The organism is Salinimicrobium tongyeongense (assembly GCF_026109735.1).
Taxonomy (GTDB): Bacteria; Bacteroidota; Bacteroidia; order Flavobacteriales; family Flavobacteriaceae; genus Salinimicrobium; species Salinimicrobium tongyeongense.
Window position 1 is genome coordinate 375,442 of the sequence record NZ_CP069620.1, and the last position, 21,898, is coordinate 397,339.

Annotated in this window: 20 protein-coding genes; all 20 read right to left on the bottom strand. The window is 37.6% G+C overall.

Annotated features, from left to right (window positions below; translation table 11 throughout):
- Nucleotides 1-114: 114 nt before the first annotated feature.
- Nucleotides 115-1,479 carry a glycosyltransferase gene (locus tag JRG66_RS01655; protein ID WP_265164011.1) on the bottom strand — a complete coding sequence of 455 codons (1,365 nt, stop codon included), beginning with the start codon at nucleotides 1,477-1,479 and terminating at the stop codon, nucleotides 115-117.
- A complete protein-coding gene (locus tag JRG66_RS01660; RefSeq protein WP_265164012.1) occupies nucleotides 1,476-2,285 on the bottom strand; it encodes a class I SAM-dependent methyltransferase in 810 nt (269 codons plus the stop codon). Before JRG66_RS01660 ends, JRG66_RS01655 begins: the two co-directional genes overlap by 4 nt.
- Before the next feature lie 30 nt (nucleotides 2,286-2,315).
- A complete protein-coding gene (locus JRG66_RS01665) occupies nucleotides 2,316-3,248 on the bottom strand; it encodes a glucosamine inositolphosphorylceramide transferase family protein (protein ID WP_265164013.1) in 933 nt (310 codons plus the stop codon).
- 83 nt (nucleotides 3,249-3,331) lie between these two features.
- A complete protein-coding gene (locus JRG66_RS01670) occupies nucleotides 3,332-4,114 on the bottom strand; it encodes a hypothetical protein (protein WP_265164014.1) in 783 nt (260 codons plus the stop codon).
- 2 nt (nucleotides 4,115-4,116) lie between these two features.
- Nucleotides 4,117-5,133, bottom strand: a complete 1,017-nt coding sequence (locus JRG66_RS01675; protein WP_265164015.1) for a glycosyltransferase family 2 protein — start codon at nucleotides 5,131-5,133, stop codon at nucleotides 4,117-4,119.
- Nucleotides 5,130-6,692: a glycosyltransferase family 2 protein gene (locus tag JRG66_RS01680; protein ID WP_265164016.1), complete on the bottom strand. Its 1,563-nt coding sequence runs from the start codon at nucleotides 6,690-6,692 to the stop codon at nucleotides 5,130-5,132. The genes JRG66_RS01675 and JRG66_RS01680 overlap by 4 nt, the downstream gene beginning before the upstream one ends.
- Before the next feature lie 112 nt (nucleotides 6,693-6,804).
- The gene (locus JRG66_RS01685; protein ID WP_265164017.1) at nucleotides 6,805-7,800 is read right to left on the bottom strand and encodes a glycosyltransferase family 4 protein; all 996 of its coding nucleotides are present in this window, start codon (nucleotides 7,798-7,800) and stop codon (nucleotides 6,805-6,807) included.
- A 238-nt stretch (nucleotides 7,801-8,038) separates the two neighbouring features.
- The gene (locus JRG66_RS01690) at nucleotides 8,039-8,950 is read right to left on the bottom strand and encodes a glycosyltransferase family A protein (RefSeq protein WP_265164018.1); all 912 of its coding nucleotides are present in this window, start codon (nucleotides 8,948-8,950) and stop codon (nucleotides 8,039-8,041) included.
- Nucleotides 8,951-8,994: 44 nt separating this feature from the next.
- Nucleotides 8,995-10,071 carry a glycosyltransferase family 2 protein gene (locus JRG66_RS01695; RefSeq protein WP_265164019.1) on the bottom strand — a complete coding sequence of 359 codons (1,077 nt, stop codon included), beginning with the start codon at nucleotides 10,069-10,071 and terminating at the stop codon, nucleotides 8,995-8,997.
- Complete coding sequence (locus JRG66_RS01700; RefSeq protein WP_265164020.1) at nucleotides 10,068-10,751, bottom strand: glycosyltransferase family 10 domain-containing protein; 684 nt, start codon at nucleotides 10,749-10,751, stop codon at nucleotides 10,068-10,070. Before JRG66_RS01700 ends, JRG66_RS01695 begins: the two co-directional genes overlap by 4 nt.
- Nucleotides 10,752-11,026: 275 nt before the next feature.
- Nucleotides 11,027-12,178 (bottom strand): glycosyltransferase family 4 protein, encoded by a 1,152-nt coding sequence (locus JRG66_RS01705; protein WP_265164021.1) that lies wholly within the window; start codon nucleotides 12,176-12,178, stop codon nucleotides 11,027-11,029.
- Nucleotides 12,175-13,338: a glycosyltransferase gene (locus tag JRG66_RS01710; RefSeq protein WP_265164022.1), complete on the bottom strand. Its 1,164-nt coding sequence runs from the start codon at nucleotides 13,336-13,338 to the stop codon at nucleotides 12,175-12,177. Before JRG66_RS01710 ends, JRG66_RS01705 begins: the two co-directional genes overlap by 4 nt.
- Nucleotides 13,338-14,381 carry a glycosyltransferase family protein gene (locus JRG66_RS01715; RefSeq protein ID WP_265164023.1) on the bottom strand — a complete coding sequence of 348 codons (1,044 nt, stop codon included), beginning with the start codon at nucleotides 14,379-14,381 and terminating at the stop codon, nucleotides 13,338-13,340. The genes JRG66_RS01710 and JRG66_RS01715 overlap by 1 nt, the downstream gene beginning before the upstream one ends.
- A gap of 208 nt (nucleotides 14,382-14,589) precedes the next feature.
- On the bottom strand, nucleotides 14,590-15,741 hold the full coding sequence (gene wecB, locus JRG66_RS01720) for a non-hydrolyzing UDP-N-acetylglucosamine 2-epimerase (RefSeq protein WP_265164024.1): 1,152 nt from the start codon (nucleotides 15,739-15,741) through the stop codon (nucleotides 14,590-14,592).
- A gap of 15 nt (nucleotides 15,742-15,756) precedes the next feature.
- Complete coding sequence (locus tag JRG66_RS01725; RefSeq protein ID WP_265164025.1) at nucleotides 15,757-16,977, bottom strand: glycosyltransferase family protein; 1,221 nt, start codon at nucleotides 16,975-16,977, stop codon at nucleotides 15,757-15,759.
- Nucleotides 16,974-17,924: a glycosyltransferase family 2 protein gene (locus tag JRG66_RS01730; RefSeq protein ID WP_265164026.1), complete on the bottom strand. Its 951-nt coding sequence runs from the start codon at nucleotides 17,922-17,924 to the stop codon at nucleotides 16,974-16,976. The genes JRG66_RS01725 and JRG66_RS01730 overlap by 4 nt, the downstream gene beginning before the upstream one ends.
- Nucleotides 17,924-18,760 (bottom strand): glycosyltransferase family 2 protein, encoded by an 837-nt coding sequence (locus JRG66_RS01735; protein ID WP_265164027.1) that lies wholly within the window; start codon nucleotides 18,758-18,760, stop codon nucleotides 17,924-17,926. The genes JRG66_RS01730 and JRG66_RS01735 overlap by 1 nt, the downstream gene beginning before the upstream one ends.
- A gap of 38 nt (nucleotides 18,761-18,798) precedes the next feature.
- Nucleotides 18,799-19,725 carry a glycosyltransferase family 2 protein gene (locus JRG66_RS01740; protein ID WP_265164028.1) on the bottom strand — a complete coding sequence of 309 codons (927 nt, stop codon included), beginning with the start codon at nucleotides 19,723-19,725 and terminating at the stop codon, nucleotides 18,799-18,801.
- Nucleotides 19,722-20,558, bottom strand: a complete 837-nt coding sequence (locus JRG66_RS01745) for a glycosyltransferase (RefSeq protein ID WP_265164029.1) — start codon at nucleotides 20,556-20,558, stop codon at nucleotides 19,722-19,724. Before JRG66_RS01745 ends, JRG66_RS01740 begins: the two co-directional genes overlap by 4 nt.
- Before the next feature lies 1 nt (nucleotide 20,559).
- Nucleotides 20,560-21,396 (bottom strand): glycosyltransferase family 2 protein, encoded by an 837-nt coding sequence (locus JRG66_RS01750; protein WP_265164030.1) that lies wholly within the window; start codon nucleotides 21,394-21,396, stop codon nucleotides 20,560-20,562.
- Nucleotides 21,397-21,898: the final 502 nt, after the last annotated feature.

A 21,898-nucleotide genomic window follows, 5' to 3' on the forward strand; every position in this document is an offset into this window, starting at 1 on the left:
TAAGAATCAAATTTTCAAACTCGAGAACTACAAATTCTCTTCTTTAACCAAATTATTAATTAAAATTCCAAAACACCTTAAACGCTGAACAATGAACCTTAAACCTTAAGATCTTCACAATTTCTTTCGCTTTAGGATTTGCCTAATAGCAACTTCAAACCTCTCCAACGTATACTGCTGACTCCATTTTTTTGCTGCCTCAGACATCTTTTTCATACGTTCTGGATCAGCCAATAACTCCTTAATTTCAGTAATATCTTCTATCCACTGTCCACTGACCACTGACCACTGCCTACCTTTATCTTGGCTCTTGGTTCTTGGCTCTTGATCCTTACTGTCCTCTGTACTCTGTCCACTCCTATTTAGCTCTTGGCTGTTAGCTGTTGGCTGTTGGCTTTGTTCCCCTTCTGACCACTGTCCCCTGACCACTGACCACTCCTTTTCCCCGTCTAGGTTCTTGGCTCTAGGTTCTTGGTTCTTGTACTCATCTAATAATATCCCTCTACTACCGTAATTTAGCATCCACGGCACACCACTCACCGGAGTAGCAATGGGAATACAACCAAAGAACATAGCTTCGGCAATGGCTTTGGGCCAGCCTTCCGATTTTGAAGGAAGGATCACAAAATGGGCTTTTTGATAAGCTTCTTTTACTTCCTCTAAAGGTCTACTCCCATAAAATTGCACCATACCCTCAAGCTGACTTTCTTTTACATATTTTTCAAGCTTTTCTCTCTCCGGTCCGCTTCCATAAATCTTTAGACATACAGAAGTTTTCGGCAATGATAATTCGCTATTAACTATTAATTGCTCAACTAGTTTCACCGCCTCCAGTGGCCGCTTCCCCTCCACCAGATTGCCTACAAACAAAAAAATAAAAAGTTCTAAAAATGCCTTTTTTGGCACCTCAGCTTTTTCCTGCTCAGAAAACGAAGCTGTGAAAAAAGGAACAACATTTTTTGACTGCCCCGGCCATTCCCCATATACCAGCACCTGCATATTCCGGGTCAAAAATGTATTGCTTAAAAGCCATTTTTGGAACCTGTAACTCCAGGGCTGTTTCGCCTCCGGATCCCAATTTCCGGCATACTTGGCAGATTTTGGTTTAGATGGAAAAAAGATCTGGCAAATACACGCAAGAAGTCCAATATTCCCGGGGCAGCGCAAGTGCAGATGATCTGCCCTCTTCATTGCTCCTAATATCTTGTAGAGTATATATGGAATTTTTAAAATAGCCTTTACTGCACCTATCAGGTTCAAAAAATGAAATGAGGATATTCTGGTAAGAGTAAGGTTTTTATGCCTATACAATTCTTTCCCTGTGAACTCCCCCTTCGGGGACCGGGGGGCTGGCCCAACAACTTCCACCTCTTCCACATGCTTCAGCCAGATATTCATCTCCCGCACGTAAGGGGCGTAAGCATAATATTTCCCCTCCCGCTCAATATGTTCCACATGAGAAAAGATCGAAAACCTCATCTAATCCTTTTTTGCATCAGCATGCTCAAATGCATACAGCTGAACATGTATTCATCATCTCTTGCCGAACGCTCCCAATCTTCATGATGCCACTTGGTGGCCTTCTTTATTTTTTTCACCTCAGGCACCGGCAGAACATTGAGCAAGGTCGTCCACTTCGTCTTTCCCAGAACCGCCCTTCTTTCGACTATCCTAAATTCCTTTGCAAAACTGTAGTAAGTTTTTCTGGTAAAAGGCCATTCCCAGGCCCGGTCACTTTGGAAAGGACGATAAATCCTTCGGATTGTCTTGATAGGTAAACTTGTTTCCAGCGGATCATGACTTACAATTATTCCGTTTTGATTAAGCTTTTCCTTTAGCTTCAGGATAAGTTGATCTACATCTTTAAAATGGTGCAACACACCATAAGCATAAATAAGATCAAAATCCTTTTCTTCAAAAGCTTCAGAAAGAAAATCCATTACTTCGGCCCGGGCGCCAGGAATATTTTTAAGACGCCTGTCCAGGTTCCCGATCCCTTTTGGGCTAAGATCTATGGCCAGATAACTTTTCGAATTTTCAGCCAGGTAAAAACTAAGGGAATTTCCCGCATAACAGCCCAGGTCCAGTACTTTCTTTTCGGAGAGATCTCCAAACCAGGATTTATGCAGCTTATAAATATCGGCTTCAATACCTACCTTCTTCTTGATACGGTTAAGAGCTCCATTCCTCAAGTAAGACCACAGTCGGGTGGGTAAATTTTTCTTCTTGGAATCATAAAATTCCCGCTGTAATTGATTTACTGTTGGCCTCTTTTTCTGTTTCATAACTTTAGTTCCAATTAAGAACTTTTCCAATTAAAACTGCAAGTAATTGTATAGATCCACAAGGTTCCATTTTACAGATCTTTTCCACTGAAGTTCCCTCTCCCCGCTTGTACTCCTGTCTCCATCATAAACCATGTAGTAACCCCCTTCAGGCATTTGCTGCACATCCAGGTGGTGCATTCCTCTCTCCAACCACTTAATTTCTTCCTGAGGTTTCAGGAGTAATTTATCTACCAGTTCAAATTTATAGTCTTCCGAAGTAATAAGCAGTTTATATAATGAGATTCCGGTACCGTAGCCTTCTGCATGGTTTTGAAGAGGAAGATACCAGTCTTTATCAATTGAAACAAATCTTCCACCCGGCCGGCTTTCATTCCCCCAGCGAGGTTCAAATTCCTTTACTTCATTCCACTTTCCAAAAAGGGAATCTGCCTTGAACATTACCTGCTTTAGATCGTCATCTACTGCCACCAGGAGGTTAAGTTCATCACTTAAAAGAATGGAAGCATCCTTTAAAGCCCTATCTTTAATTAATGTATCCTCAACTTGCCAGGAATAGGGGAATTTTTCAGCTTTATAGAGAAGCACCTGGTTTGAGCCTTTGGTTTCAGGCAACATGTAATAATTCTCTTCATGACGGAAGACCTGAGGATAAGAAAGGTGAAAAGTTTCATCCAGAACAATTCCTGCATAGCTATAATCTACTCCATCTTTAGAAGTGAAAAGAGCAATATTTGCATTGTCTATCCCTTTGATCTCTACATAAAGGTAAAATGTATCCTGCTCTCTTATAAAAAAAGGATCGGCTATATAGGCTGTTTCTTCTTCGGTTAGCCTGTTCACCTCCTGGTGGGTAATTATATTAATGGGCCTAAAATTAAAACCGGAAATCTGAGAGGCTTCCTGATATCCTACCGACCAGTTTCCTCCCCGGGCAACCATAAAAGGATATCTGTAGTTCATTATTAGAATGATTACCAGCAAAATTCCTAAGAACCCCAGGAAAAACAGCCCTCCTCTCTTCATTTTCTCTCCGGATTTAAAGCTTAACCCTCAACATTCCCCTGAAAATTAGAGAAATTCATTGTCTCAACTTTACTCTTATATAGTTTATCAAGGAACACTCCCACAAGTTCCCTGTTTTTTTGGGACTTCACACTGCGCCCCAGGGGAGAATCTTTATTAAAATATTTATTCCCACCAATGCCCATGTCAAGACCATATACTTCCAGGGGTTTATTTTCAAGATGTGCCATTAAAGCAGCAAACACAAGGGTATTAAAACCTGAATTTACTCTGTAGTGCCTGTAATCAAAAACTTCCTGTAGTAGCGATTCCACCTGGCCATAAACAGGTTGTAAATCCTCCCCGGCCTTATTGGTAATTAAAAACTCCCTTTTTTTCCTGGAATAGTAATTTAAATATTTACGGGTAAGCCTGTAGATCTTGTGGGAGTGAGGGTTGTTGTAGTTATACCAGAAGATACTCCCTTTCCAGCCACTCTCACCTCCATAGGTCTTTAAATACCTGGTAAGGTAAAACATGTCGTAAAGCATGTACACATGAGGAAGATCCTGCACCAGTCTTAGAGAATCATTACAGGCAAAATAGAGGTTCTCTTGGTCATAGTTTATTTTCGAGGCAGAAGGGCCACTGGCCACAACCACGATCTTTTTATAATTTTTTATCTCAAGATATTCAATTAGGTCATTTAGATCCTCAAAACCTGAGTAGTCAAGCGGTTCTTTTTTTACTGAAGCAGGAAAGGGTTTTATCCTGTGAAAGAAATGCTGATAATTCCGTGATCTGAAGAGTGATTTTAAATCCATGCCTATTCTACGGAATTTTTAAATTTTGTACCCGGCCGCTCCAGCAATAAACTCCACCATCCTGCTATCCTGCCGAGACTTTCTGTCAAAGCTTCTTTTTTTTTCGAGGTATTAAAAACGTTCCCAAGGCGCACCAAAGTAAGCAAAAAAGAGGTGCCGTGCCACTTCAGTATGGCTTTTGAGGAAGGCTTTGCATGCCTTAGCCTCCATACATACCAGCCATTTCTAAGAACCATTTTCCCATACCTGAATTTGTTAGGCCTACCCGCTTCATCGTGATAATGCTCCAGTTTTGCTGCTGTATTCACATAAAGTTTCCCTTTCCTGGAGACCCTTAGAGAAAAATCGGCATCTTCATATAAGCCATATCCTTCAAAGAAAGGTGAAAACCGGAATTCTGAAAAAACCTGTTTGCGGTAAGAAGCAATACCTCCCATTAGCATTTCTACTTCATAAGTCTTTCCCGAGGGAGGTAGAAAGCCGGCAGAATAACCATGAGAAAATTCGGGCATATAACCAGGTGGTTCATCGGGTTGAAGCCCGAATCTGCGGCGTAATAAAAACCTGCTGCCTTCTTTTCGCACCCATCCATCAAACATAAATTCCCCGGAAGTTGGTTCGTAATTTTCCTCCACTGCTTTCCATTCAGTTTCGTTTATGGTATAACCTGAAACCCCCAATGCCTCAGGAAAATTTTTATAAGTACCCAGGATCTCCTCAAAATATTTTGAGCTTATGATCACATCATCATCCAGGAAAAAGACTATTTCAATTTCCGGACTTAATTTAGAGATCCCAAAATTCCGCTGTCTCGTTAAACCTCTATTCTCTTTACCCACTTTAAAATACTCCAGCCTGGAAAATTCCTGCTGCTGCAATACATTTTCAGTTCGATCATCCAGGGAACCATCTATAACCAAAATTTGATCGGGATAATGGGTTTGCTCCCTAACGGAAAGCAGCAAGTTTAATATCGCCTCCGATCGCTGATAGGTACAAATGATCAACCCAAATTTCATACTGCTCTCTGTTTAAAGGTTCTTTCCAGCAGTAACAATTTCTTTGCCCACCTTTTACTCTTCTTCCAGCTTTCTATCATTTCCCTGTTATACCTAAAAGGATTTTTGACAGATTGTTTATTGTAGTATTTGAGAAGCAAGGAAGTCCTGAACCCCATTAGCTGCTCTTTTGAATAGTATTTTAGCGCATAAGCCATTAGAGTGGGGGAAGGTTTTGGTTTAATATGCTCCATTTCCCAATCCATATTGGTTTTTTCCCGAAAGCCTCCGGTCTCTGCCTTAAGATGATGAATAGTAAGACCGGGATGATATATGATATCGCAACCAAGGTTGCGCAACTGCATTCCGTAATCCATATCTTCTCCATACCCATGCTCGAACGCAGGGGAGAATTTTACCTTTCGGGCGAATGCTCCAAGTACCACACTATTTCCGGCTCCAAAAGTACCCCATTGTTTTGGTACCGTAAAATTCTTTTTTTCTCCGGCTTGCAGATAACTGGTAGTTAAACCATCAACTCCGAATTTTTTAATTTCCCTAAAAATACTTTCCAGTAAATCTTTTTCAAATCTCTGGTCATCGTCAGAAAAGAATACCCAATCGGCTGCCGTCTCAGCCAGAGCCAGGTTACGAGCGTTACATGCCCCTGTGCGGTGAATGAAATGGTGAAGGATCTCAAATGGCCACTTTTCCTTTTTCAGGTAATCAAGATCAGAAACAGAATTTAAATCAGGATTTTGTTCTACTATGATAAGTTTTCGTGGAAGTAGGGTTTGTTCTGAAAAATCTTTTAGCACATTGTACAAATGCTCCCGCCTGCCCATGGTGGGAATGACCACATCTATTGCCTCTGAAACCTCTGTAAATCTGCAGGAAGAGATAGGAATTTCCGTGAGATCCACTTTTTTCTGAAAATATTTATCTGTTTTAACTCCCTTAAGGAAGGTAACGGGAAACTTTCTCTCATATTTATAAATGCACCAGGTAAGGATCAGCAACCATACAGAGTTATAATGCTGATATACAAAACTGAAAAGTTGTTGTCGGGAAGCGGTATGTATTACAGGTTTAGCCGGAGGTTCCTTTACCAGGCCGGGAGCACTGTAGCAGAAAAGAGAATTCTGCTGCCCAAGTTTTGCAACGGAATTTAAGAGGTATTCAAAATCTTTGACCTGGTTCATTAAAGGCTTAAACCGCAGCAATACCTTTCCATATATCCCTCCTACATCCCTGCTCATTCTCCAGGTGCCATAAAGTACCTCACGATTAAGATTGGCGAATGGCAGCTGCTCTACGTAACCTATACTCTCAGGTAAAAAAGTAGAGTCCACCGCATAGGATGCCATGATCAAATTATGGTGAAAAATATCATTCCATTTTGTAAGATCCAATTGCTTCGAATAAGCCTCCTCGCACCAGCCGATAAGTTCATGAGGGAAACGGCCGGCGAGTTCCCATAAAGCAGCAGTACATGTGGTGCTCTCCAGGACTGTCTCTTCCCCGTTAGAAGAAATAACTTCGACAGGAACTTGTGCTCTTTTATGAACGAGGATCTTCAAATTGAGGGGCTTTAGAACAAATGTAGTATATTATTGTTCCATTTTCGGAAAGATAATACCTGAAATTAAGTAGATTCAATTATATTATAAAAGTCAAAAGATAATATATCTTTTAATTACCAAGGATACGATCAATGGAATGACAATATAAATTTGAGATTTTCTCCCGGGAATAGGATTTTAAATAATTCTTCCGATTACTAAGGGAAATTTCTTCAGTTTCCTTTAGTGAAAGATTTTTAATTCTTTTAAACTCTCTTTCCAATGAACCGCCATCCTCCGGTTCAAACCAGAAATTATTCAAAGTATCCTTGAGGCGCTCAGGCATCGCACCTACAGGTGAGCTCAATATAATTTTTGCTGCTGCCATGGCCTCAATCCCTACCAATGGACCTGCTTCATGCAATGAAGGGATGATCAGGCAGTCCACACTTCTAAAGAATTCAGCGACCTCTCCAGAGGTCCTTTGTCCCATAAAAATAATATTTTCGTTACCTCCTTTTTCTTCAAGCAACCAGGTCTTTAATTCTCCATCTCCTATTAAATATAACTTATCCAATTCATGGCAAAATTTTTTAAATTCAGAGATAAGAAATTGAAAGTTTTTTTCTGCACTAAATCTGCCAATGGCAACGAAGTTAGAAGGTTGCCGCTTCAATGGAGGGATTTTAAGCAGAAGTTCTTCATTCGGTGCAGATTGATCAATTATTGAGTAGTTCCGGTTTTTGATGTAGTTATGTAATTTATGGGCATTGTCATGAGAATGGTGGAAAAAGTGGGTAACCTTCTCCAGATAATCGGGAAATGTCTTTCTTAATTCTATAGACCCGGTAGTTCTGAATATGATCTTCTTTTTAGCTTCTGAAGCTATACTTATTTCTTTAATTCTTAGAGAGAAAAGATGAGCTATAATAAAAACAGAGTCTACTTCTCCAATCACCTTTCTAAGTTGCTCCCTTTCCTTTATTTTCAATCCCTTACCGGAATTAAAACGATTATTTACATAATAATGTACAGGAGCATTTTGACCATTCCTGTAATAACTCAATAAAGCTGCCGGTCGTAAGGAAATATAATTTAAATAGAGTACTTCTTTTAGAGAAGTCACCTTTCCTTTAAAGGGATAACTATAAACCTGTGAAGATTTTGTGATATTGGCAGTGGAAAAAACTGAAATTTGAAAATGATCTGAAAGAGCGGAAGGGATAAAACCTGCTTCAATCTCCCTACCTCCTACGTCTCCTATTGGACCAATAATAAGGATCTTCTTCATGATTTTTTATATACTAAATTGAATAACCTTTTAGATATAAACTTCCTAAACTGATAAATCCTAAAATTCAGAGTTAGTTGATTTTTAATAACTTTTTCTTTGATATCTGAGGAACTACTTTTGGATTCTTCTGCTCCGGCTGCATTGAATTTTTCCTCCATCCAGGGTTCCAGTGTATTTCCATATGGAAAGCATGATTCCTGAAGGTTGCTAATCTAAGCAGCCCGGCCCGGTCAATAGGTTCGTCAATATATTTAAACTCTGAATCCTCACCAATAAGTGTGAGGGAAGGGGAAATAGGAACGGTTGAGAATAAAATTTCTCTTTTTATGGTGAGCACCTGATGTCCACTACCCACTATTGCCCTTACATTTGCTTTTTGAACTACCGGCCAGTCTAACGAATCTGTTTTTTCATTGCCCCAGTTTATACTTTCCAGATATTTATTATGATCTGCAAAATTTTCAGGGATTTTAAGCTTTTGAAATTTGAGTTTTTTCAAAAGAATATCTTTTAATACGGAACTCGTACCATAATAAAACCCGTGACGAAAGGGAATTGGTGAAACAGATCCGGCCTTTTTAAAAGAATGGAATACTTCCTGTGTCGCAGGAAACCAATTTTTCAAAAACAAGATATCTGCATCTGTCAAGGTGATTAAAGACTCCCTTGCTCCCCTTGCAGCACCAATAAGGGCGTCTATTTTACCAATATTTTTACTGTGATATATTATTGTATCGATTTCCTCTCCCGAAAATGACGCTAAAAAGTCCTGCACCTCTTGACACGAGCCATTGTTAACAACAGTTATTTTATATTGATCGCTGTTGCTGCCAATAAGAGATCTCAGTGAGAGTTTAAAAACCTCCAGGGAATTGGCATAAAACCCCACAGTATTGGGGATAAAAACTACCATTATAACCCTTAATTTATTTTCCAGACGTATCTTCTCCTTAGCCTTTTGAGGGTTTGTTCCACTTCTCATCCTAATTATTTCTTCTAAATGTTCTTATATCCTATCCAAGTCTTTCAACTGTTAATAATGCCAAAAATTATTGTCCCTGTTTTTCTATTTACCTTAAAAATGTATGGACAATCGCGGTAAAAGGAAATTAAGTGACTTAAAACAAGGTCGTTCACTTCCTTTAAAGAATAGAACTCTGGCGCCTTTTTCCCGGCAATTCTCTTTAAATGAAAATTAATAGATCTGGAAATCGATTGCTCTCGAATTTGAACTTTAAAATTTCCCTTTAGTAATTGCGGTAATTGACCATATATCAACGCATCCACTTTTTTTTTATCGTTATCTAATTTGAATGTAAATGGTTGGTTCATCAAACTTTTTAATTGAGTAGCATTCATCACTTCACCCCATGTTTTAGGATTGGCATGAATTCTTTTAATGACTCTTGTATTTTGAAGATATTGATGGTTTAACTGTACAATTCCCTTTATTTGCAAGTTTTCGGTTAATACCTTCTCCTCTGCACTGCGGTAAGAAACATGCCATTGATGGAGTAGCAAAATCTCTTTGTCGTAAAAATGCACCTCATATCCGGCATTTTCTAAGCGTACATGCATATCGGTATCCTCCGCACCCCAAAAATGATAAAATTCATCAAACCCGCGGAGTTCCTGTAATAACTTCACAGGAAACATACTTAAACCGGTTGCTTCCCGGGTACTTTTCCTATAGTTGCCTGTCGAAAAATGATTTGGTAATATTTTAGCTCCTTCAGAAAGAAATCCTACCTGAAAATATGTGCTTCTATAGCCATCCTGAAGCTGAATGGCCTTTTCGATAAATTGAGGATGAAAGATAATATCCACATCGGCAACAAAACAATATTCGGATTCCAATGATTTTATTACCGAATTTAAGGCTCGACTTTTATTCCAGGGTTGAAACTGAGTATAACAATAAGAGTAATTTACAAAAGAGAATTTAGCACAAAGTTCCCTGACTTTTCCGGCCGTTTTTTCATTAGATCCATAATCGACAAATTCTACCTCAAACTTATTACAGGTTTGCTCCTTGAGGGAAAGAAAAGAGTTTTCAACTCTTATTAAATCCCGGTTTCGAAAAGGATAAATTATTGTGATCAAACCGAAGTATATATTATTTTATTAAAATTAGAAATAATCTTATCAAGGCTCTCCTTTCTCCTGCTCCAGTAAAAGCTCTCCCCTTGCTTACTTATTGAATTATAAATGTCTATACAACTGTTTAATCTCAATTTGAATTCATCACTCTTCATCTTTTTTATAAAATTAAAAAGCTCTTCCGGATGCTTAAAATCAGCATAATCTATAAAACTATTTTTAGGAAATACATCATAAACACCTGTTCCCTCTCCATAATAAATTGGCAAACAGTAGTTTTCAATACTATCCCAAATTTTTTCAGTTATATAGTTGTGAGCAATGGTGTTTTCAAAACACAGATTAAATGAATAGTTCTCAAGTATTTCAGCTTTCCGTGTTGGCCAGTCACCAGATCGGGAATCTTCGATTGCCAAACCTTGTGGCCAGCCTTTTCCATAGATATCAATTATTCCCCCGGCATAACCTTCAAGGGCAATCCTGGAGCGCATCTTTATAAGATCGATATCCCGGCCATTCCTGTACAAAGGTGTTGCATGTTCACCTTTGAAATAAGACATTAAAGCCACAATTTTTCTGTGTTTAAATTGAAAATCCGGGCTTAACGGATCTAATTGCCTGTTAATTTTGTCAGAATGAAATGTATGTGCAGAAGTGAAAACATCTCCTGTATATACATTCATAAAATAACATTTATGAAGCCCGAAAAGGATACTTTTCGAAGACCGGAAAGAGGTGTCAAACCTGGGCTCGAAGGTCCAGACCAAAAATGCTTTCTTCCTGCGGTACTGCCAAAAATACTTTTTAAGATGTCGAAAATTTTGACTTATTAAAATATCCGCTTCCCCGGGAGATTCTGTAAGGATCAAGCCTTTACTTTTTAAATACTCCAGGTCTTTCTGATTATTGAAAGGAGTATAAGCGAAACTTTTTATTTTGAAAATTTTGATCATTCAATTCAGTTCTTAAGACTTTTTTCCACCAGGCCATAAGCTTTTAAAACCCTGGATCTCAAATATTCTCTTTCGAGTTGGGGCTTAATATTCATCCTATTATACTCTATTCCCTTTTCCATCATTGCAGGATTATTGAGCGCGGTCTTTACAGTAGATGCTATGGCAGAAGGATCTTCCGGATCTTTGATTAACAACCCATTGAAATTATGTGTTATCGTTTCAGAAGTTGCCCCACCAGGATCGGATTGAATAGGAAAGGCCTCCATAATTATAGCTTCCAAAAGTGTGTTGGGTGTTCCATCAGATATACTGTTTCCTATATAAAGTACAGACTCTCCCATTAATTTCATAACTTCCCCGGGGTTTACAAATCCCTTTATTTCAAGATTTTTGAAATTTTTGAATTCCGGTCTTGCGACATATTCCTTTACTTTTTCGTTTGCGGCAAACACCACAACTTTAAAATCTTTTATTTCTTCCCGAATTGCCAACAAAGCTTGTAGAACGGCATTACACCTCCCAAATTGATGTTGGTAGCCTTTAACAAGAATAATCTTTCTTTCATCCCATGGCTTTACAAATTGTTCGTATCTTTTAAGATCATATCCACCTCCCGTAGGAAAGGTCCCTAAGTATTCTTTTTTAAAACCATGTTTTTGTGCAATGAAATAATCGCGCTTACAATCGGCAAACATAAAATCCAGCACAGGAAGTACTTCCTTTATGTTCGATAAGTAATGTGGCCGGTTCTGGTAAAAATAAAGATCATTCCCCCAGGCAGAATAGATCCATTTAATGGCCGGATTTTTCCTCATCACTTTTAAAATTGGCACACAGGCTGAATACATTACAAAACTATGAACTGCATCGGGTTGGATCTCATTCAATTTTCTTTCCACCACAGTTTCCAGTTTTCTTTGGTTGAATTTGTTTACCAATTTGTCCAGCCATGGTAGCTTTTCTTTTAATTTATATCTCCCGGGATATTTAATTTTATTCCTCCAGCCAATTGTTTGGTGAACAAAGTCTATTTTCTCCACATAAGTATTAGAATCAAAGACATCAATCCAATGCACCTGATGTCCCGAATTTTTAAGTTGTTCAGTCCATCTGAAAAAATGACTGGAAGACATGGAGATCATTAAAATTCTCATAGGGAACCAGATTTCTCAGTCAATTGCTGTTCAATTAAACTGTAACTCTCTAAAACCTGTTTTTGCACATAATCGCGTTCCAGCTTGGGTTTTAAATAAATTGTGTTAAACTCAATTCCCTTTCTTATTATATTTTTGTCTTGAAGGGCAACTTTTATATGGCCGGCAATTTCATTTTCATTTAAGGGATTCTCAATTAAAAATCCATTCTTCCCGTGCTGAATGAGTTCTGACGTGGCACCTCCCGGGTTTGACTGTATAGGAAAAGCTTCCATTATAATAGCTTCCAGTAAGGTATTAGGCATTCCATCCGAAATACTATTTCCAATGTAAATAATTGATTCCCCCATTAACTTCATGACCTCATCACGTCCTATGGCACTCAGAACCCTAACATTATTCCAGTCTGACATTTCGGAATCTACAAAGGATTGAATTTCTTCATTTGCTCCAAAGACAATGACTTTATTATTCTCAACGACTTTCTTTATTAATAATAAAGCTTCTAGAATTTTTTTAGCCCTCCCAAACCTGTGTTGATAGCCTTTAATAAGAATTGTACTTTTGCTTTTATGAGCGAAAATATTACTTGAATGTTCTTTTAAATCGTAACCACCTCCTGTAGGATAAGTACCTAAATAATCACCTTTAAATCCTAATTTTTTAGCTAAATGAAAATCTCTTGTACAATCCGCAAACATATAATCCACGTGATGTAAAACATTTTGCATTGCTTCCTTTTTGGCCGAATCCCTTTGAAAGAAATAAAGATCATTTCCCCAGGAGGAGTATACCCATGTAATCTCTGGATTTTTTTTCATAACACTTAAAATGGGTATACAGGCAGAATGCATTTCAAAACTCTGTACTACATCTGGTTTAATTTCCTGCAGTTTTGTCTCAAATACATCTAAAAATTTTCTATTATTAATTTTATCCATCAGGTAATTTAGACCCGGAAGATGTTTGCGTAGATAATACTTACCGGGTATTTCGACTCTATTTTTCCACGAAACTATTTGAGTCGCAAAATCAATCTTCTGGATGTAGGTATTTGAGTCGTATACATCCATCCAATATACCTCATGTCCGGAATCTTTGAGCTGAAGAGCCCAGTTAAAGCAGTGATGTGATAAGACAGAAAGCATCAAAATTTTCATTATTGAACATATTTCTTTAAGCCGAGAATTACTTCTTTTAAATTTTTATAAGATAAATAAAATTCCAGATCCTGACGGTCTAATTTGCTTACACTACGTTTTTTCCATTGATCGTACAGCTGTTCGATTAATAGGGCTATTTTATTAGATCTATTTATTTCCTCCCAAAAAGGATATCCGCTTCCCAACAGCCTTCGAGATTCACTTACAGGAGGCCCCAACAGCAAAATGGGCCGGTTAGCAGCCACACAATGTGGAAATTTCCCCGGCAAAAAAGGACTCAAATCTGACTTGGCTTCCAGTATTACATTGACGGAGCTTAAGTTTTGTATAGATGCCACCAAATCATAGGGAATTCTTTCTTCGATAACGTAAACTTCCGAATGCTTTTGGATGACCTCCCTCAGCAATTGTGAATAATGATTTTTCCCACCAATAAATATTAAACGGGCATTTTGCTTTGCTTCAGGAAAATTCTGCAAAAAGCATTGAAATCCTTCTATCAACCCAACCGGATCGCGCCCCCACAACAAATTTCCTGCATGTATGATGTTAAAATTTGCAGGATTAAACCAGTCCGGTAGTTTCACATTTTTTTTATCCTGAAGAGGTATTTGGTGAGGAATTATCACTCCTGTGTTTAAAAACTGAGGGTGAAACTGTCCCATCCATTCCAAAAGTAGTTTACTCGGAAAGGCACTAAAAGCAGCTTTTTCGGAGATCTGGCGCACAAAAGACTCTTTTTTTTCTGAACCCGGTTCTGTCCAGGTATATGGCGGGGGGAAGTGCCGCATAGGATATGGATCGTGAATATAGGCCAACCATTTGCAGTGCCACTCCGGCAACTTTAACAGAGCATGATGGGGCCGAAAACTTCCTCCCTGGCTAAGGGTAATTATAAGTTCAAATCGTTCAGGTTTTATTCCTTTTAAATATGAAATTATGCTGTTGCGGTCATTCAGTAGCGTAAATGAAAAACCTGATTGCTTTTCCACCACCCGATTAAGCGGTAATTTTAAACGAGTCCTAAGAAAAGCTTCCAATCGACTCAAAATAAAGAACAGGCTCCTGCGTTTCTCATAAATTGCAGTAGTTGAAATTCCATCCAGAATTACTTCTTTCCTGGTGTAGTGAAGAACTTCGATTCCAAATCCTGCCGTCCTCAGGTTATTAATAAGTGCCAGATTTGCTTTTGCACCACTACTGCCTTCTATATCTAGAGATTCTACAACAACAAGTATATTGATCGATTTATTCTTCACGTAATTGTTCTAAAACTGCTACAATTCTTTCTGCAGCCAAACCATCCCCATACGGATTTTGCATACTCCTGAATTCAGGAGGATTTGCAAGCAGGCTGCGGCATTTATTTAAAATTTGCTCTTTAGACGTCCCAGCTAAAAAAGCAAAACCGGCTTCTACTCCTTCCATTCTTTCCGTGACTTCCCTGGAAATAATGAGCGGCTTCCGAAAAAAAGGCATCTCCTCCTGAATCCCTCCGGAATCGGTAATTACCAGAGCACACCTCTCCATCAACCATAACATGGTGCTGTATTGAACAGGACCTACCAGGTGAATGTTCTTCTCCTTTTCAAGCCTTGAATAAATTGCCTCCTGTACAGCCGGGTTTAAATGAACGGGAAAAATTATTTCCAGGTCGCCACTTTTCCCAAGTTCCCTGAGGGCATCGCAAAGATTGGACAATCCTAATCCAAAGTTTTCGCGCCGGTGTCCTGTGACCAAAATTAGTTTCTTCTCATGATCAAGTAACCTCGATAATCTTTCAATCTCGGCATTATGACTAGTCTTACTTTTGGCAATGCCGTACTTCAAAGCTTCAACAATGGTATTCCCGGTAATAAAAATTGTCGATTCCGGTATTCCTTCCTGTAAAAGATTGAGCTTCGCATTTTCTGTGGGTGCAAAATGAAGATCGGCAATCCTTGCCGTGATCTGCCGGTTAATCTCTTCCGGGAAAGGCGCTCTCTTATTATAGGTCCTTAATCCTGCCTCCACATGTACTACTCTTATTCCTCTTTGATAAGCTGCCAGGGCGGCCATAGAAGAAGTTGCAGTATCCCCATGCACCATTACCACACTTGGATCTTCTTTTTGCAGTACCTCATCTACAGCCAATAGAAGCTTTGCACTTAAAGCATTCAGAGATTGCTCCGAACTCAAAACCTCGAGAGAATAATCTGGATCAATATTAAAAAAATCCAGTACCTCATAAAGCATTTCCCTGTGCTGACCGGTCACACATACAGCAAAAGATATATTCTTTTTTCTTAGCTCAAATATAACCGGAGCCATTTTTATAGCTTCAGGTCGAGTACCAAATACAAGCAGGAGTTCATTAACAGAAATTAATTTGAGGTAGATTCTGGCTACAATTACAAACATATAAAACAAGAAGGTTTAAAAGCTGTTTCCAACCTTTAATATTACCTTTAGTCGGTTGTTGAAGTTTTTTTCATTGAAATACCCTCTAAAAGGATCTTCCTTAAATTCCTTTTTTTGGAACACTGAGGTAATGAGATGATCCAGTTTCTGCAAAATTTCTTCCCGGTCGTCACAGGTGGCCACAAAAGCAGGTTCATGAATAAGCCTTCGCAACTCACTTATTTTCGGAGAAAGACAGAGAAAAGGTTTATTAAGGGAGGCAATAAAAGGAACCTTCCCCGGTAAGATATTACTGCGCTTTCTACAATTCTCCAGGATAATGACAATATCTGTTTCAGTTTTCATTTCCTGAACAGACCTGGAAAAAGGGATTTGTTCAAGAACAATCAAATTCGGATGGTGTTGATATTTTTCTTTTAATTCTGAACTATATGGTCCGGTGATCCTCAAAAGGAATTGCGTTGTGTCCCTAAAGCCTCCTTTTCTGTTGAGTAATTCCAGATAAGCGTCCAAAAGTATGTCCAGATTCCTGCCCATTTGAACCGCCCCCTGATAAGTGACCACCACTTTTTCCCTATTTCCGTTTTTCTTTGTTATTGCTGAATTTGCAAATACAGCAGGGGCGAACTGATGAGGCAAAGTGTAAAACTTTTTCCTGGAGCCATAAAAGAATTCCAGGTCTTCAGACAGGGATTGAGAAGGTGTGATACAGGTTTTTGCCTGTAGCACTATTTTCCGCATCCTTTTTTGCCTGTTGAACTCCAGTTTTGAAGGAGCATGATCTGAACCGGGATCTAAAAACTGAGGGTAAGGGTCATGGAAATTGATTACAGCATTTTTTAAAAGAGGCAGACCGCTGCACGCAAGTATAGTCTCATAATTATTCCCTGCACTTCGAATAAAAATATGATCATATTCAGTCCAATTAATTCTCTTTATATGGTGTCGATATTGACTTACCAGGTACTGGTCATTAAGGGAACTGTTAAAGACCCTCCAGTAGATCCTGTTAAGGATTTTGATGAACTTTGGGGGTGACCTTCTTACCTGGATTTCCTGAATGGAATTTACAGGCAATAAATCCAGCTGATTTTCACTTTCCATGTTCCTTAGGTAAACAACCCTGATAATTGCTTCGGGATAAATCTTCCTTAATTTTCCGAGAAAAGAACGCGAAACGATCCCTTCACTGGTTCCGGAAGTCTTTAAATCCTGAGCAATTACCAGAAACTTCATTTTTTTGTTCTTTTCTTTAGATCATGGACAAAATTAAAATACCTCTTTAAAAGGGGGTATAACACAAAACCCAGCCTGTATTTGGATTTTTCAAGGGTAGAAGAGTCAACTGTTTCCAGGGTATACTGAATAATAGAATAATCTTTAAAGAAGAATCCCATTCTTATGAAGTATTGCTTTAATTTTGCACTAAGTAGATCATTCTTCTTTAGGTTTTCAATTACAAGCTTTACTGCCTTACTATAAGACCTTCTTCGCACAGGATCATTTGTATAAAATTCACCTGTATTGGAATTAAGGTGTTTTCTGCCATAAAAAAGCACCTTGTTCACAGAAACTCCTTTGACTTTTTTAAGAAGAATTCTTAAGTAACACTCCCATTCCTCGGCGTACATTAACTCTTCGTTAAAGTAATTATTATTAAAACATTCCCTTCGCCACATTACCTGACAGGAATTAAAGGGAAGTGTGCCCATTACAATTTCTTCCAAATCCCGTATGTTCAGTATCTTTTTTGAATAGTTTAATCCACGATCGAACACCACGTCAAAATCTTCCCTGAAAACACCTCTCAAATATCTGCAATAGGAAACATTATTGTCCTCCAGCTCGGCTACGCAGATCTTTAGATTGTCGGGATGTGCTATATCATCATCATCGAAATAGATCACGTAATCTCCTTTAGCTATGTCCAATCCATAGTTGCGACAGCCGGGGAGGCCTTTTTTATAATTTTCAGGTCTTTTAAAGTATCTTATCCTTTCATCGATCAGCTCTATGGATTTAATTAATTCCCCCGTCCCATCTGTAGAACCATCATCAATTACCAGGCATTCCCAATTTTTGAAAGATTGATCAATTACAGATTTCAGGCTCTCTTCTATTAAATGAGCCCGATTAAATGTGGCCATTACGATGCTAACCTGTGGGGTGTCCGGTTTTTCCACTATCTAAAAAGGGATTTTATTTTTCTCAAAGGCTTCAGTACCCTTTGCCCAATTTTATATTCAAGCCGCCTGGTATTCTTTATTTTCTCTTTTTCCTCTTTTTCAATTCGGCCAAGCAGGAATGGGATAAATGTATCGAAATGCTGTAGGTAAAGTTTTTTATGCTTAAAGTATATATACTCAAGTAATTCCTTTCTTCTTTCTCTTGCTCTCGCAGAAGTGGAATCATTCCTTATTCTATAATGATAAAGTGGCTCGGGTATTACAACTGCTTCCCCTCCATTTTCCAGCAATCGGATAAAGAATTCCCAGTCTTCAAATCCTTTATCCATTTCTTCATCGTAAAGCCCCACCTTAATTGCCTCATCTTTTCTAAACATGGAAGTACCGAGAGCATAATTCTCCAGTAAGAAGTCTTTCAGCCTTCCACCCCGGGTTTTAAAAATATTAAATCCGCCATTATCATAAAATCTTCTTGCATAACAACTAACAATTTTCACATCTCCCTGGTCGTGAAAAGCCTGAATTGCCTTTTCACAAAAAGTAGCATCCACAAAATCATCACTGTCAATTAAAAATATATATTCACCTGTGGAAGCCATGATTCCGCGGTTTCGAGCAAAACTTTGACCCTTGTTGTCCTGTGAAATAAGCTGCGTGAGACGCGGTTTTAATTTCTTCAGCACAACTTTTGTTTCTATGTCAGATCCATCATCAACAAGTATTACTTCTTTATTAATGTAGGTCTGATCTAAGGCAGACATAACTGCTTTTTCAATAAATGGAGCATCATTATAGCAGGGAATGACTATCGAGATTTTAGGGAATTCCTCCATGCCCGTAAATTAGTTGTTTATTTTTTAGTGGATATCAATTAAAAATCAAGATAATTTGCCCCTGGTTTTCTGTCGTTCTCGATCAAACTCCTGAAATTCAAATTTCTAATCATTCTTCTTTTTTGCAGGTATATTCTAAAATCATTAAATCTTAGCGAAATAAAAGATTTTACAGCATTTTTTAAAAGAGCCATTTTCAGAGAATCTAAATTTTTGTACTCCTCTGTATTTACATTGCCAAACCTTACTTTTTTTTGATTAAGAAATTTCTCCAGGTATTTTTCGCTGCCTTTTTCAAGAGGGATTGTATTGTTATTTCCACTATCATGACATATAAACACAGATGGTACCACTCCTATTTTTAGGTTATGATACAAAACCCGCTGACAGTAATTATCATCTTCGCCGTAAAGGAAGAATATTGGGCTGAACCCACCTACGGTTCTAAGAGTTCTGGCTGGCAATAACCACGCGGCTGCATTGACCATATTAAAATCATAAATTTCCGCAAGGGGTTTCTGTAATAACAAATCAGAAGTCATTCCGTTATTGCTATTCCTGTTGAGATAATACAAAAAACTAGGATCCAGCTGTTGTCCTGAGGCATTTAAATGGACGGGGGAAATAATTCCATAATCTTTATTTTTTTTGGCAACTTCTACTAGTCCTTCAATTGTTTCCGGGTAGACTTCTGCATCCTGATTAAGCAGAAAAGCATAATCCCATTTATTTTTTATACCGTAGGATAGACCGATATTGTTAGCCTGACCAAAACCAATATTTGTTTTTGATTGTAAAAGAACGACATCTGGAAAATTGCTAAGAATAAAAGCTACAGTATTATCTTCACTTGAGTTATCTACAACAACGATCTCAAGATCGCACTCTGACTGAGATAATGAAGTCAGGCATCCTTTTATCCACTCCATCCCATTATAAGTCACTACTATCCCCCCTATCTTCATGATAATTGTTGTTTCGCCAATTTGAAGTGGAATTTAGAAACAGGATTTAAAAAAACCAATTTGAGCCAGTAATAATAAAACCACTTTTTCTTTCTTTGTTCAAGGCATTTCTCAAGAAATCTTCTGCAATTGACTTCTTCCTGTTTTTCCATCGGCACCTCACCTAAATATAAAGGCAACAATTTCCTGTAGGACCGATGAATTTTCACCATAGCTTCCAACCATTCCCGGTTTTGCTGCCCATTAGAAAAATGCTCGATAAGAATGGAATCAGTAATTCCAATTTGAAATCCCCGTTTTATCACCTCAAAACTAATATTCTGATCATAGCCATGAAAACCTGAAAAATTTTCGTTGAACGTAATATTAAGATCCTTTCTAAGGGCTAAAAAAACACCATCCACAACAACTGCATCTTTCAATCCGGAAGAATCAAAACCGATATTTTCCAATTCCGGATTATTATTAGGATAATGCTGAATTATATTAACAATTTTATTTTCGATTGGGCAATCCCACCAACCTGAAGGAATTCTGGATTTAAAATCTGCTCCGGCAATTCCAAGTAATCCATATCCTGGGTTATCTCTAAAAAATCCAATTAAAATTTCACCCCATTTTGGAGTGTGGAAAAGCACATCTTCGTGTACGAACAAAAGAAATGGATAAATTGACTTTTCTATTCCTTGGTTATATGCTTCAAATATAGAATATGAATTATTAGAATTATCAATTACAATTAATTCAAATGGTAATCCCACCGTGCTATGAATATTTTCATCTAATGCCTGTGATATTTCACCTTGTTTCGAACAGATTATAATAGATACCATTCTATATTTTAATTATGTTAACAAAAGTTCTAACTAACTTTTGAAAAAGTACTTTTCCCAGATCTTTATAAGACATATTGAACCTAGAAGCTTCTAGTCTTTTTTCCAGCTTTAATTTTTCTGTGTAGAGCTCATAACTTGATTTATATCCATATAATTTTATGTGCTTTTGAAAAATGTAGCTAATCATTTTATTTTCTTTATGCCAATTGTTATTTATTACTTCACTTCTCGAGTTCGGTTTTATCCTGTAATAGAGAAAACTTTTATCTGCTAAAGCAGCTTTCCCCTTCCTTCTTAAAATGTTTATCCAGAATTCCCAATCTTCAAAACCAAATTTCATTTTTTCGTCGTATCCACCAATTTTTTTCCAGTCTTCTTTTTTAAATAATCCTGAACAGTGAATACAATTAAAATGCAGTAGATTACTTAAGATCGGTTTTACTAACTTCATTTCTCCAGATCTATCTCCGAAGAAAATTGCTTTTCCGTACACGACCGTCCAGTTGCCCGAGATCATTTTATTAAAGCAGTTTTCTAAATAATTAGTACTTAGTTTATCATCGGCATCTAATGGAAGAATAAATTCACCATTTGATTGTTCTATACCTGAATTTCGAGCATTACTTACTCCTCTATTTTTCTGATATTTATATTTGAACCGTTTATCCTTCTTTATCCATTTTTTTACTACTTCTCTAGTGTCATCTGTGCTTCCATCATCAAGAATAATACATTCCCACTCTACAAAAGTTTGTAATATAACTGACTCAAGTGCTTCGTCCAAATAACTGGCGTTATTGTAACAGGGAATTATTATAGAAATTATTGTACTCATTAAAATTTGTTCAACAGACCTATTTTGATTAGTTATTTATTTCTGCGATATTATTAATATTGAGATTAAAGATTCTAATCATATTTTCATCATACCCATCGACTCTCGCCCAATCTGTGCATTTGTACAATGCACAATTGGTTATAATATTTTCTTTGAATAACATCGTTAAATCTTATTCTGCCAAGCACTAGTCTTCGTTTATATCTTTCAATTTAATAGTTATATTATGTATTATACTTAAGTTACTTAGCACGAAAGGCTTCAACTGCAGTTCAAAATAAGTTTCTTTGATTATATCATCTGAATCTAAAGGCAAAATAAAAATTCCTTTAGCAGGTTTAACTCCTAAATTTCTAACTGATGAAACTCCAATGTAATCCTGACTCAAAAAAGTGGAATCAAGAATTCTATTCCTAAAATTCTTTGCTATTTTTTTCCAGTAGAATCAGCAGTTCCCTCATAATTTTGATACGATTTTATTGTTCATATGTTTAATTAG